The organism is Comamonas jiangduensis (assembly GCF_030162955.1).
GTDB classification, from domain to species: Bacteria; Pseudomonadota; Gammaproteobacteria; order Burkholderiales; family Burkholderiaceae_C; genus Comamonas; species Comamonas jiangduensis.
The window spans coordinates 106136-119308 of record NZ_JARXOV010000001.1 but is presented as its reverse complement, the minus strand read 5'-3'; the positions used below and the strand labels follow the sequence as shown (position 1 = coordinate 119308).

The 13173-nt window shown below is 57.4% G+C and carries 10 protein-coding genes; 4 read left to right on the top strand and 6 right to left on the bottom strand.

What is annotated here, in order from left to right; translation table 11 throughout:
* Window positions 1–46 precede the first annotated feature (46 nt).
* Entirely contained in the window at window positions 47–1693 is a 1647-nt protein-coding gene (gene groL, locus QEP12_RS00495) for a chaperonin GroEL (RefSeq protein ID WP_219162888.1), read from the top strand.
* A 167-nt stretch (window positions 1694–1860) separates the two neighbouring features.
* On the opposite strand, the gene pgi is transcribed toward groL, so the two are convergent.
* Genes pgi through tal form a run of 3 tightly spaced genes read right to left on the bottom strand, consistent with a single transcriptional unit; the run spans window position 1861 to window position 5587 of the window.
* The gene (pgi, locus tag QEP12_RS00490; protein WP_284213024.1) at window positions 1861–3462 is read right to left on the bottom strand and encodes a glucose-6-phosphate isomerase; all 1602 of its coding nucleotides are present in this window, start codon (window positions 3460–3462) and stop codon (window positions 1861–1863) included.
* Between the two features lie 7 nt (window positions 3463–3469).
* Entirely contained in the window at window positions 3470–4588 is a 1119-nt protein-coding gene (locus tag QEP12_RS00485) for a beta-ketoacyl-ACP synthase III (RefSeq protein ID WP_174863916.1), read from the bottom strand.
* Between the two features lie 51 nt (window positions 4589–4639).
* Window positions 4640–5587, bottom strand: a complete 948-nt coding sequence (tal, locus tag QEP12_RS00480; RefSeq protein WP_284213023.1) for a transaldolase — start codon at window positions 5585–5587, stop codon at window positions 4640–4642.
* A 153-nt stretch (window positions 5588–5740) separates the two neighbouring features.
* Between tal and QEP12_RS00475 the strand changes: the two genes are divergently transcribed.
* Window positions 5741–6589, top strand: coding sequence for a MurR/RpiR family transcriptional regulator (locus tag QEP12_RS00475; RefSeq protein ID WP_284213022.1), 849 nt, complete (start codon window positions 5741–5743; stop codon window positions 6587–6589).
* A 231-nt stretch (window positions 6590–6820) separates the two neighbouring features.
* On the opposite strand, the gene QEP12_RS00470 is transcribed toward QEP12_RS00475, so the two are convergent.
* The 3 genes from QEP12_RS00470 to QEP12_RS00460 all read right to left on the bottom strand — a co-directional run bounded on the left by QEP12_RS00470 (window position 6821) and on the right by QEP12_RS00460 (window position 10354).
* Window positions 6821–8134: a porin gene (locus QEP12_RS00470; RefSeq protein WP_284213147.1), complete on the bottom strand. Its 1314-nt coding sequence runs from the start codon at window positions 8132–8134 to the stop codon at window positions 6821–6823.
* A gap of 194 nt (window positions 8135–8328) precedes the next feature.
* Entirely contained in the window at window positions 8329–9459 is a 1131-nt protein-coding gene (locus tag QEP12_RS00465; protein WP_284213021.1) for a porin, read from the bottom strand.
* A 445-nt stretch (window positions 9460–9904) separates the two neighbouring features.
* Window positions 9905–10354 (bottom strand): OsmC family protein, encoded by a 450-nt coding sequence (locus tag QEP12_RS00460; protein WP_174863486.1) that lies wholly within the window; start codon window positions 10352–10354, stop codon window positions 9905–9907.
* 375 nt (window positions 10355–10729) lie between these two features.
* On the opposite strand from QEP12_RS00460, the gene ilvA reads away from it, so the two are divergent.
* Both ilvA and QEP12_RS00450 read left to right on the top strand, forming a co-directional pair.
* Window positions 10730–12289 (top strand): threonine ammonia-lyase, biosynthetic, encoded by a 1560-nt coding sequence (ilvA, locus tag QEP12_RS00455; protein WP_174863487.1) that lies wholly within the window; start codon window positions 10730–10732, stop codon window positions 12287–12289.
* A 68-nt stretch (window positions 12290–12357) separates the two neighbouring features.
* Complete coding sequence (locus QEP12_RS00450; RefSeq protein WP_174863488.1) at window positions 12358–13173, top strand: adenosylcobinamide-GDP ribazoletransferase; 816 nt, start codon at window positions 12358–12360, stop codon at window positions 13171–13173.

Sequence of the window (13173 nt, the reverse complement as noted above, 5' to 3'; positions counted from 1 at the left end):
ATAAGCCTTAGCAGCCAGTTTGAACCAAATTCTTTAGGAGCCAAAAATGGCAGCAAAAGACGTAGTATTCGGCGGTGAAGCACGTGCACGCATGGTTGAAGGCGTGAACATTCTGGCCAACGCGGTCAAGGTCACTCTGGGCCCCAAGGGTCGCAACGTGGTGCTGGAGCGCTCGTTCGGCGCCCCTACCGTGACCAAGGACGGTGTGTCCGTGGCCAAGGAAATCGAACTCAAGGACAAGCTGCAAAACATGGGCGCTCAGCTCGTGAAGGAAGTGGCCTCCAAGACCAACGACATCGCTGGTGACGGCACCACGACCGCCACCGTGCTGGCCCAAGCCATCGTGCGCGAAGGCTCCAAGTACGTGGCCGCAGGTCTGAACCCCATGGACCTGAAGCGCGGTATCGACAAGGCTGTGACTGCTTTGGTGGAAGAGCTGAAGAAGCAATCCAAGGCTACGACCACTTCCAAGGAAATCGCCCAAGTGGGTTCGATCTCCGCGAACTCCGACGAATCCGTGGGCAGCATCATTGCTGAAGCCATGGACAAGGTGGGCAAGGAAGGTGTGATCACCGTGGAAGAAGGCAAGTCGCTGGCCAACGAACTGGATGTCGTGGAAGGCATGCAATTCGACCGCGGCTACCTGTCGCCCTACTTCATCAACAACCCCGAAAAGCAAGCTGCGATTCTGGACAACCCCTTCGTGCTGCTGTTCGACAAGAAGATCAGCAACATCCGCGACCTGCTGCCTACCCTGGAGCAAGTGGCGAAGGCTGGCCGTCCCCTGCTGATCATTGCCGAAGACGTCGAAGGCGAAGCCCTGGCAACTTTGGTGGTGAACACCATCCGCGGCATCCTGAAGGTGGTGGCTGTGAAGGCTCCTGGCTTTGGTGACCGCCGCAAGGCCATGCTGGAAGACATCGCTATCTTGACTGGCGGTAAGGTCATCGCTGAAGAAGTGGGCCTGACACTGGACAAGGTCACTTTGGAAGACCTGGGCCAAGCCCAGCGCGTGGAAATCGGCAAGGAAAACACCACCATCATCGACGGTGCTGGCCAAGCTGCTGAAATCGAAGCCCGCGTCAAGCAAATCCGCCTGCAAATCGAAGAAGCGACTTCCGACTACGACCGTGAAAAGCTGCAAGAGCGCGTGGCCAAGCTGGCCGGCGGTGTTGCCGTGATCAAGGTTGGCGCTGCCACCGAAGTCGAAATGAAGGAAAAGAAGGCCCGCGTGGAAGACGCGCTGCACGCCACCCGCGCTGCGGTGGAAGAAGGCATTGTGGCCGGTGGTGGCGTGGCCCTGCTGCGCGCCAAGCAAGCCGTGGGCGAGCTGAAGACTGGCAACGTGGAACAAGACGCTGGTATCAAGCTGGTGTTGGCTGCCGTGGAAGCGCCTCTGCGCGAAATCGTGGCCAACGCCGGTGGCGAGCCTTCGGTGGTCGTGAACGAAGTGTTGAAGGGCAAGGGCAACTTTGGCTTCAACGCTGCCAACGACACCTACGGCGACATGCTGGAAATGGGTATCCTGGACCCCACCAAGGTGACACGTACAGCGCTGCAAAACGCTGCGTCCGTGGCATCCCTGCTGCTGACCACCGAGTGCATGATTGCTGAAGCCCCTAAGGCTGAAGGCGCTGCACCTGACATGGGTGGCATGGGCGGTATGGGTGGCATGGGCGGCATGGGCATGTAATTGCCCCGCTGCTGACCGAAGCTTCACGGCTTCGGTTGCTGCTGCCACACACAAAAGGCCGCGAAAGCGGCCTTTTGTTTTTGCTGCTTACGCACCTTGCGCACGCTTGAAACATGCATCAAAAGCGGCTGTGGCGCTTATCTAGCAAGCGCTAGCAGCTCTGCTTTTTAATTACCGTTCACAGGCGACTCCGCCAAGCGCTGCATCAGTGCCCGGGTCGAAGGATCTACCCCCGCCCAATCATTGCTTTGTTGGCGCTCACGCAGGGATTGCGCCAGCTTTTTGCCCAACTCCACGCCCCACTGGTCAAAGCTGTTGATACCCCACACCGCGCCCGCCACAAACACGCGGTGTTCATACAAGGCAATCAGCGCGCCCAGCGATGCAGGGTCCAGCGCCTGCAGCAGCAAGAAGGTGCTGGGCCGGTTGCCCGGGCAATCCCGCTCTACACCTTCCCCACTGCGCCCCACCATCAGCGCTTGGGCTTGTGCAATCGCATTGATCACCAAACTTTGGTGGTGGGCCCCCAAGTACTTGCCGCCATCGCGCAGCGCAATGAATTCCACCGGAATCACATCAGGGCCTTGGTGCAGCATTTGGAAAAAAGCGTGCTGGCCGTTGGTGCCGGGCTCACCCCACACCACCGGCGCGGTAGCCACCTGCAAGGGCTTGCCATCGCGTGTAACACGCTTGCCATTGCTTTCCATTTCTAACTGCTGCAGATAAGCCGTCAGGCGGCGCAAACCATGGCTATAAGGCGCAATGCAACGGCTGCCAAAACCGCAGAAATTGCGATTCCATACATCCAGCATACCCAAGCGCAGAGGCAGATTGTGGGCATCCGGGGCGCTAAAAAAATGTGCATCCATGGCATGCGCACCGTGCAGCAGGTTTTTGAATTGCTCTGCACCAATCGCAATCGCAATCGGCAGGCCAATCGCAGACCACAACGAAAACCGTCCGCCCACCCAGTCCCAAAACCCCAGTGTGCGCGTAACCCCGAACTGCGCCGCAGCAGCCGTATTGGTGGTCAAGGCCACGAAATGCCGCTGAATATCAGACTCCGTGCCACCGTTGGCCAAAAACCAGGTGCGCGCGGAGTGCGCATTGAGCATGGTCTCTGCCGTCGTGAACGATTTAGAGGCAATCAAAAACAAGGTGCTCTGTGGCTTGACCTTGCGCAGCACGTGTCCCAGCTCATGGCCGTCGACGTTCGAGACAAAGTGGAAATTCTTACCAGGCGCTACCCAGTCTTCCAGTGCCTGCACCACCACTTCGGGGCCCAGGTGCGAGCCACCAATCCCGATATTGACCACATCCGTAATGCGCTCATCGTTGCGCACTTGCTCGGCCAGCGCCAGCATGGCATCCAGCGTGCTGTGCACCTGCTGGAGCGCCTGCTGCACAGGTGCCTCCCAAGCCTGCACCACCGGATGGGTTTGCAGCAAGCCCGCATCTGGGGGGGCACGCAGCAGCCAGTGCATCACTGCGCGCTCCTCCGTCGTGTTGACCGCCGCCCCAGCCAGCATGGCATCGCGCACCGTGTGTACACCGCAGGCACGTGCCAGTGCGCTCAACTGCTGTTCCGTACTTTCTTGCAGCCAATTTTTGGACAGGTCCGCAAACACATACGGTGCCTTCTGACTGAGTTTTTCCAAGCGCTGCGCATCGGAGGCAAACGCTTGCACCAAGTCAAACCCCGCCCCCCATGACTGAAAGTGCGCGTCCAGCTGTGCCCATTGCGGCGTTGCATCACAAACCAAACCCATACTCCATTCAGCGCTTACGCACCACCACGCTGCCTACCGAATACCCCGCACCAAAAGAGCAAATGACGCCCGTATCACCGGCTGCCAGGTCAGCGCGGTATTTGTGGAAGGCAATGATGGAACCTGCGGAGGCCGTGTTGGCAAACTCATCCAGAATCAACGGTGCGCGGTCATCGGTGGACTCGCCCACCAGCTTTTTCAAGACCAATTGGTTCATCCCCAAATTGGCCTGGTGCAACCAGAAGCGACGCACCTGCTGCGGGGTTTGCCCCAGCTTTTCCAAATGCGTTGCAATATGTGCAGCGGCAATCGGCACCACCTCCTTGAACACCTTGCGGCCTTCTTGTCGGAAAGTCTTGTCACGCGCAGCCGGGTCGCTGTCTTCGCTGCGGTTCATAAAACCAAAATTGTTGCGAATATTGTTGGAGAACTGGGTGGCCAGCTGGGTGCCGACGACCTCCCATGCCTCTGTGCTGACCGCTGTCTCGGCGCGCTCAATAATGAGGGCGGTGCACACGTCTCCAAAAATAAAATGGCAATCGCGATCGCGCCACTCTAGGTGTGACGAAGTAATCTCAGGGTTCACCACCAGCACGCACTGGGCCGTACCACAGCGCACGGCGTTGACGGCTTGCTCTATGGCGAATGTGGCCGACGAGCACGCCACGTTCATGTCAAAGCCATAGCCCCCAGCCCCCAAAGCCTGCTGGATTTCCACCGCCATGGCAGGATAGGCGCGCTGCATATTGGAGGCGGCACACAGCACCATGTCGATGTCTGCACCGGTCTTGCCCGCTTGCTGCAACGCTTCACGCGCAGCAGCAACGGCGATTTCAGCCATCAGTGAAAGCTCATCATCGCCGCGCTCTTCAAAACGCGGGTACATGCGCAGCGGATCCAACACCCCTGTTTTCTCCATCACATACCGCTGGCGGATACCCGAGGCCTTTTCAATGAACTCTACGCTGGAGTGTTGCAGCGCCCCATGGGTGCCCGCGGCAATGTCTGCCGCATACCGCGCATTCTGAATATCCGCATAACGGTTGAATGCTTCCACCAATTCAGCGTTGGTGATGGTGTGCGGAGGCTGATACAAACCCGTGCCGCTAATGACGACTGAATGCATAAAAATAATTCCATGGCACGCCATGTGCGGCGTAGCCCGTAAGTGTAATGATCAGACCGCCACAATCAGCTGCTCAAGCTTGATGGCATCGGCCACAAAAGCTCGAATGCCTTCCGCCAGCTTTTCCGTGGCCATGGCATCTTCGTTCAGCGCAAAGCGAAAGCCTGCTTCGTCATACTGCACCGCTTGCAGCGACTGCTGCAAAGCGGTGTCTGCGCGCAGCACCTGGTGCACAGGTGCAGTGCTCTGGCTGAGCTGACTCAACAACTCAGGCGCAATCGTGAGTAAATCACACCCCGCCAAGGCCACAATCTGGCCGGTGTTGCGAAAGCTGGCCCCCATCACCTCCGTGGCAATCCCAAAGTGCTTGTAGTACTCGTAGATGGCTCGCACAGAACGCACGCCTGGGTCGTTGGCTCCAGACATCGCCTGCTCATCCCACTGCGCCCCTGCCTGTTTTTTATACCAATCGTAAATACGCCCTACAAAAGGCGATATCAGCTGCACCTTGGCATGCCCACAAGCGATGGCCTGCACCTGGGAAAACAGCAGCGTCAAATTGGTGTGAATACCGCGCTGCTCTAGCTTGCGCGCAGCTTCAATACCTTCCCAGGTCGCGGCAATCTTGATCAGCACACGCTCGGTGGCAATGCCTGCCGCCTGGTACAGGTCAATCAACCGCTGCGCCCGTACCACGGTTGCTTCGGTGTCAAAGGACAAGCGCGCATCCACCTCGGTAGACACACGTCCCGGCACAATGGACAAAATTTCACAGCCAAACTTGACCAGAAGACGGTCAACCACCTCATCCAGTGGTTTGCCCTTCCATGCAGTGGCCGTATCTACCAGCAAATGCTGGTATTGAGGCTGCTGCACCGCTTTCAAAATCAGGGAAGGATTGGTCGTTGCGTCCTGGGGCTTGAACTGTCCCAACTGCTGAAAACTTCCGGTATCCGCAACCACCGTGGTGTAACGCTTCAATTGCTCTAGCTGGTTCATCTTGTCTCTGCTGTTGTAGTCTGTTTTCAAAAATGAAGATTTGAGTGTAGTGCCCTCTCTCGGGGAAGACATCTCGCGAATCCCGTGAAGCATTTGGTTTGTTGCAACTGGCGCAAAATCTCGGCTTTACACGCATTATTTTCAAGGCTCTGCATGCTTGACCGAATTTCCGCTTCCCTTCCTTCTCTGGCCCCTGCAGAGCAACGGGTCGGCCAACTCGTACTTGCAGACCCACACAGCTTTGCCCGCTTACCTGTTCGGGAGCTTGCCGCCAAAGCCAACGTCAGCAAACCGACCGTCGTGCGCTTTTGCCGCAGCATGGGCTATGACGGGCTGGCCGACTTCAAGCTCAAGCTGGCGGGCAATGTGGCCGAAGGTGTACCGTTTGTACACCGCAGCGTGGATGTGGATGACAAAACAGCCGATGTCATGGTCAAAGTCATCGACAACTCGGTCGCCGCTTTTTTGCAATACCGCAACGATGCCAACCCTGCAGCCATTGAACAAGCCGCCAATGCCATCGTGAACGCCTGGCAGCAAAAAAAACGGCTAGAAATTTATGGCGTCGGCAACTCCGGCGTCGTGGCGCAAGATGCGCAGCACAAATTCTTTCGCTTAGGTATCAGCAGCCAAGCCACCAGTGACACCCATATCCAGACCATGGGCGCCACCATGCTGCGCAGCGGTGACTGTTTGATCGTCATCTCCAACTCAGGGCGCACCACCGACTTGGTCGATGCAGCCCGTATCGCCCGCGAAAACGGTGCGACCGTCATCGCCATCACCTCCAGCCATACGCCCCTATCCAACAGCAGCCAGATTCTGCTGAGTGCGAATAATTTAGAGGGCTCCGACCTGTACAGCCCCATGGCATCGCGTTTGCTGCATTTGCTCATCATTGATATTTTGGCCACAGCAGTGGCCTTGAAAATGGGCGATGGCCTTGCACACAACCTGCAAAACTTGCAAAACCAACTACAGCAAAAACGCTATGGCATATAAAGCTGATGCGGGCTGACTCTCATAAAGAGGAGCTTGCAGCGCTGATATTTCAATGCTTTAAGGCATAAAACGTATTGAAACCCAGCTTTATCCAACGCTTTTAGCTTTATTTTTAAGAGCAAAAAAATGCTCAGTACGCCCACACCTTCGCTGCACCGCTGCATCTCTACTGCATCTGCGGACATAAAAAAACCGGCATTACTGCCGGTTTTTTTGTTGCATCCATCAACTTCAGAAGCGATGGCGCACACCCACAGTGAAGCCTGTACGGCTGCGTGCTTGACTGGCTGAATCGATGAAGAGTTTGCCACCTCCATTCGAAAGTTTCGTATGGTCAATCGCCGCATAAGCATCGGTGCGCTTGCTAAAGGCGTAATCCACCGCTGCTACCATGAAATGCGCTTTGCCGTCATACCCGCCCGAAGTAGATCCAGACTGCTTAGCGTGGAAATAGTGCATGCCTGCATTGATCTGCGGCGTGATTTGATAACCAAAACCGACCTTAATCATCTGCCGCTTGTCAGCATCACCGACCTGGAAACCGCCATTTGTCTGCCCTTGCCACATGCTATTGATAATAGCTTGGTCCACCAACCGATTCGCCAATGCTCCAACGTAGGCGCCTACCGTCGTAGGGGTGCCAGCAGACTTCCACTTCACCTTGTTCTGCCCATAACCCAAATTCACATACAGGGGCCCTGAACGGTAAGAGCCGCCCAAAGTCCAGGCATCCAGGTCTGAGCCACCCGGCAACTCCGTGCGCAAGAAACCGCCGCCCACAGAAATTCCATTTTCGGAATAACGAAGAAAACCGCCCATGGTTTTCAGCGCTCCTGCAGCAATCCCGCCTGCCGCCGTCGTCAAAGCATTCGGCGTGGTGCTACCAGAGGCAGCAGCGACATCTGTATCAATCCCAGCTTTAATTGGTGCAGTCAGCGGCGTTGCCGCAGGCATCCCCAGCATCCCGAGCCCCACATTTCGTACGGCATCCGTGTTGTCATTGCCTTCCGCAAATGAATACTGCACGGACCCTACCCAATTGCGCGTGGGCGTTGCGATGGTGTACTTCAACGCATTGCTGGTACGAGCACCTGCCGCCATCCCCAACTCAGGCTTATAGGCATCCATATAGGGCGAGTACGGAAACGACGCGTAAGTGGAGCTCACTACATCAAACAGCACGTTCCACTGACGCCCCATGGTCAGACGACCATAAGGCCCTTGCAACCCGACATAAGCCAGTTGAAAAAATGGTGTACTCACACTGCCATCGTCCGCATTGAAGCGATTTTCCAACTCAACCAACGCCTTGGATCCACCCCCCAGATCTTCTTCCACCTTGATGCCCCAGCGACTTTGCGACATGCCGCCACCAATCATTTTGGTCAACCCGCTTTGGCCTTTCCCTTCGTTGGTGGTGTGGCGCACGGCCGCATCCACAATCCCCCACAGCTCCACCTTGCTGGCGCCTGTTTGCTGCGCCATTGCCGTGGTAGCTACACCGCACAAAGCAGCCACGGCTGCAGCCAAGATTTTCTTTTGCATCTGTTTGTCTCCTTGAAGTGAATTGTTCGATTCAGGATGCAAATTCATTCTAGAAAAGCACAGACGTTCTAATTCTTGTTTTCGCGTGGAAACCACACTCGTTTTCCCGTGCTACAGAGCGGCGACAATGCAAAAAGCCAGCCCGAAGGCTGGCTTTTTTATCTAAGCAAAACTGAGGCTAGCTCAGCTTCGAATTAGAAAGCGTGGCGAACACCAACTTGAACAGCATGTTGCTTTTCGCCGTCCTTCAAAAGGACGTCGCTGCTCAAACGTACTGCTGCACCATCCTTGTTTTTGATGTATGCGTAGGTACCGTACACAGCAGTGCGCTTGGACAGGTTGTGTACATAGCCCAGAGCAAACTGATCTGCCTTCTGCTTAGCTTCACCAGCTTCTGTGATTTCGTAGCGGTTGTAAGAAGCCTTCACTTCACCAGCTGCACCCACAGGAGCGGATACGCCAACGTAGTAACCCTTGGTCTTATCCTTAGCGCTGTTCACGCCATCGGTCCACTTGGCTTCGGAGTTGCGGTACGCAGCAGCCAGCTTAGCAACGCCAAAGTTGTAAGAGCCACCCAAGCTCCAAGCATTCACGTCGTATTCAGCGTCGAATACTGCAGGGTTACCACTGAATTCAGCAGTATTAGCACCTGCATTGCGACGCTCCAGACCCAGACCCAGGCTCAGAGGACCGTTGTCATAAGTCAGACCTGCGCCCATGTAACGGCTGGCGCTGTTCGAGAACTTGCCAGTTTGCGCATCCTTATCTTCGCCAAAGCCGTAGTTCACGTTGGCACGGAAACCGCTGAAGTCAGGCGACAGGTAAGTCACCATATTGCTCACGCGCTGCGTCGTGGAGTCACCGTTCACGCCAGCGTCAGTCCACACCTTGGAAGCGCCATAGCCCACTTGACCAAACACGTCGTAGCGGCTGGTAGCGTTGTAAGCAGCAGTCAACTCACGACCCATACGCACTTCACCGAAGTTGCCAGACAAGCCCACAGTAGCGCGGCGCTTGAAAGCCAATTCACCAGACGCAGCTTCGCCAGCGCCAGCTTTGGAATAGCCAGAATTACCCGAACCGTTGTCAGCCAAGATACCCGCTTCCAGCCAGAAGTTGGCCTTCAGACCACCACCCAGGTCTTCCACACCACGGAAGCCCAGACGGCTGGTTTGGTTGCCGCCGGAGTTCAGACCAGACCAGTTGTCTTGGCCGTTCACATAAGACACAGCGCTGTCAACAACGCCGAACACGGTCACGGAAGATTGTGCGAAAGCAGCGCCGGAAACAGCAACAGCTGCCAAAGCGATCAGAGATTTCTTCATTTGATACTCCAAGGTTTGTTGAAGGCACGTAGCGGTTTTATCTGACTTTGTAACAAGCCTGTTACCGCCAAGCGCGCCAACCTCCTGGTGGGGAAGTTGGGGGTTATTGCACCAGACTGGACTGCCTTGCGCAAAGAAATTCCCCTCCACAAGGCAAAAAACGCCGTTTTCTGTTGCCCCCATGCAACACACCCCAGCGAACACTGCAGCTGCGCACCCATATCGCACGCTGAAAATGCGCACGATGCTCTTGGAAAATATCGCTTGCGCCTAAAGCGATTACTCACATTTCGCAACCCACGACCTGTCGAACATTTCGCACATGATCCATCCGCCCGCGCTTTACGCACAGCCAGCATGCTGTGATTGGGCACCGTTCCATAAAAAAAGCGCCACTTAGGCGCTTTTGCTGCATGGTTGGCTGCATGAAGATAGGGCGAAGGATTTAAACCTCCACCAGCTCGAAACTGGTGGTGATTTCTGCCGTCTTGCCCAGCATGATGCTGGCTGAGCAGTATTTCTCGTGGCTCATGGCAATCGCACGCTCGACCGCAGTAGCAGGCACACCCTTGCCGGTCACTGTGAAGTGCATATTGATCTTGGTGAAAACCTTGGGCTCGACCTCGGCACGCTCTGCCTGCAGTTTGACAGAACAGCCGCGCACATCGTGGCGACCGCGCTTGAGGATGAGTACCACGTCATAGGCGGTGCAGCCGCCGGTGCCCGCCAGCAGCAGTTCCATGGGGCGTGCTGCCAGGTTTTGTCCGCCATTGGCGGGGTTTTTCTCGTCGGGGGCGCCATCCATAGGCACCATGTGGCCGCTGCCGGTTTCTGCCATAAAGCCCATGCCCGAACGTGTGCCTGCCGCGCCGGTCCAGCTGACGGTGCATTCCATAGTGTTTCTCCTGTGCAACTCTGAAAAAGGATAAGTGGGTTTTCTGAATCGATTGTCGCCCTCGGCAGGACTGGAATTTCAGAAAACATTGAAATCTTGTTGCAACGCAGCAAAATCCGCGTACAATCCCAAACTCGCGTTAATCGTTTGCCCGGCAAGCGACACACCACAGCCCAAACTGTAGCGCACCCATTGTCTCCTCCACCTCCTCTAACGGTGGATTCAGCCCCAAGCCCTCGCGGCTCGGGGCTTTTTTTTGCCCGCGATGGCGCCGCTGCAGCATGAACATGGGTGGTACACAAGGCATATGCCTATGATGGAGGGCTTGTGCAGGCCCTCTAGCAAGGCCCCTGCACCCATTTGGATGGCCGCTGTATGACTGCGCAAAAGACACTCACCCCCTTTGACTACCTCACCAAAATCCTGAATGCCCGCGTCTATGACGTCGCTGTGGAATCGGATCTGGACATTGCCAAGAACCTCAGCCGCCGCCTGCACAACAAGGTGCTGCTCAAGCGCGAGGATCAGCAGCCCGTGTTCAGCTTCAAGCTGCGCGGCGCGTACAACAAGATGGCACACCTGACCAAAGACCAACTGGCCAAGGGCGTGATTTGTGCCTCCGCAGGCAACCACGCTCAGGGCGTGGCATTGGGCGCCAAAAAGCTGGGCTGCCGCGCGGTGATCGTGATGCCGACCACCACGCCGCAGGTCAAGATTGACGCGGTCGCCGCCCTGGGTGGCGAAGTGGTGCTGGCCGGAGACAGCTACTCCGATGCCTACAAGCACGCCGTGAAGCTGCAAAAAGCCGAAGGCCTGACGTTTATCCACCCCTTTGACGACCCCGACGTCATCGCCGGCCAGGGCACGATTGCCATGGAAATGCTGAGCCAGCTGCAAAAGCTGGGCAGCCGCGATCTGCATGCGGTGTTTGTGGCGATTGGCGGGGGCGGCCTGATCAGCGGCGTGGCCAACTACATCAAGGCCGTGCGCCCCGATATCAAGGTAATTGGCGTGCAGACCAAAGACAGCAACGCCATGCTGCAGTCCATCAAGGCGGGCGAGCGGGTGGAGCTGGCGGATGTGGGCCTATTCTCCGATGGCACGGCCGTCAAGCTGGTGGGCGAAGAAACCTTCCGCGTGGCCCAGGGCCTGGTCGATGACTACATCGAGGTCGATACCGACCAGGTGTGCGCCGCTATCAAAGACATTTTTGTGGACACGCGCTCCATCGTCGAGCCCTCCGGCGCGCTGGCTGTGGCGGCCATCAAGCAGTACGTGGCCAAGCACAAGACCAAGGGCGAGACCTACGCCGCCATTTTGTGCGGCGCCAACATGAACTTTGATCGCCTGCGCTTTGTGGCCGAGCGCGCCGAGGTGGGGGAAGAGCGCGAAGCTCTGTTTGGCGTGACCATTCCGGAAGAGCGCGGCAGCTTCAAGCGCTTTTGCGAAGTGGTGGGCAAGCTTCCCGGCGGCCCCCGCAGTGTGACGGAGTTCAACTACCGCATCAGCCACGAGAACAAGGCCCACGTCTTTGTCGGCCTGACCACGCCCACCAAGGGCGAGAGCGAGAAGATCTGCAAGAACTTCCAGAAAAACGGCTTTGAAGCGATCGACCTGACATTTGACGAGATGGCCAAAGAGCACCTGCGCCACATGGTGGGCGGCCATTCGCCCCTGGCGCAGGACGAGCGGCTGCTGCGCTTTGTCTTCCCCGAGCGGCCGGGCGCGCTGTTCAAGTTTTTGAGCCTGATGGCGCCGACCTGGAATATCTCGCTGTTTCACTACCGCAACCAGGGCGCGGACTACGGCCGCATTCTGGTGGGCATGCAGGTACCCGCCAAGGACAGCAAGAAGTTCGACACCTTCCTCAAGCAACTGGGCTACCCCTGGGTGGAAGAAACCCACAATCCAGCCTACCAGCTGTTCTTGAAATAAAGTTTTCAGCCTTTTTGACTGCTAGCGCTTATCTGGCAAGCGCTAGCAGCTCTACTTTTTAAGCAACCATGCAAGCGCTTCGCCACTTTTTACTGGCCGTGCAATTCTTCAGCCGCATTCCGGTGACGGGGCGGCTGGCGGCTTGGGTGGGCTGGAGCCCTGCCATGCAGCGCGCCAGCGCGGCGCATTTGCCGGGCGTGGGCTGGCTGGTGGGGCTGGCAGCCGCTGCCGTGGTGCTGGCTTGCAATTACGCACTGGCCACGCACCCCATGCTGCCGTGGATGGCGGCCGCGCTCAGCACCTTGGCCACGCTGGCAATCACCGGCGGTTTTCACGAAGATGGGCTGGCCGATGTGGCCGATGGCCTGGGCGGCCACCTGCCCGCTGAGCGTGCGCTGGAGGTGATGAAAGACTCGCGCCTGGGCTCCTACGGGGTGATGGCGCTGTGCATGGGGCTGCTGACCAAGGTGGTGTGCGTGGCCTTGCTGGTGCAGATTGACGTGGCCGCTGCGGCGCTGCTGCTGTGCGGCGTGCACGTGCTCTCGCGCGGTGCGCCCCTGGTGCTGATGCGTGTGCTGCCGCATGTCAGCAAGCCGGCGGCCTCCAAAACCCTGCACATTGCGGGCACACCACTGACCTGGGGCGGCGTTGCCACGGGCATGCTGTGGTGCCTGCCTGCGCTGGCCGCTGTCTCGGTGTATCTGGGCTGGACCACGGTGTGGGCCCTGCTGCTGACGGCTGCCGTGGTCACCAGCTACATGGGCTGGCGCTTTGAGCGCCGCTTGGGCGGCATGACGGGTGATTGCCTAGGCGCCACCCAGCAAGTGTGTGAACTGGCCATGTATGTGGTCTGCGGGCTGCTGCTGGCCCCCTATGTAATCTAA

Coding starts and splice junctions, on each gene's coding strand:
- groL (WP_219162888.1), top strand. CDS start 47: ATGGCAGCAAAAGACGTAGTATTCGGCGGTGAAGCACGTGCACGCATG.
- pgi (WP_284213024.1), bottom strand. CDS start 3,462: ATGGGTTTGGTTTGTGATGCAACGCCGCAATGGGCACAGCTGGACGCG.
- QEP12_RS00485 (WP_174863916.1), bottom strand. CDS start 4,588: ATGCATTCAGTCGTCATTAGCGGCACGGGTTTGTATCAGCCTCCGCAC.
- tal (WP_284213023.1), bottom strand. CDS start 5,587: ATGAACCAGCTAGAGCAATTGAAGCGTTACACCACGGTGGTTGCGGAT.
- QEP12_RS00475 (WP_284213022.1), top strand. CDS start 5,741: ATGCTTGACCGAATTTCCGCTTCCCTTCCTTCTCTGGCCCCTGCAGAG.
- QEP12_RS00470 (WP_284213147.1), bottom strand. CDS start 8,134: ATGCAAAAGAAAATCTTGGCTGCAGCCGTGGCTGCTTTGTGCGGTGTA.
- QEP12_RS00465 (WP_284213021.1), bottom strand. CDS start 9,459: ATGAAGAAATCTCTGATCGCTTTGGCAGCTGTTGCTGTTTCCGGCGCT.
- QEP12_RS00460 (WP_174863486.1), bottom strand. CDS start 10,354: ATGGAATGCACCGTCAGCTGGACCGGCGCGGCAGGCACACGTTCGGGC.
- ilvA (WP_174863487.1), top strand. CDS start 10,730: ATGACTGCGCAAAAGACACTCACCCCCTTTGACTACCTCACCAAAATC.
- QEP12_RS00450 (WP_174863488.1), top strand. CDS start 12,358: ATGCAAGCGCTTCGCCACTTTTTACTGGCCGTGCAATTCTTCAGCCGC.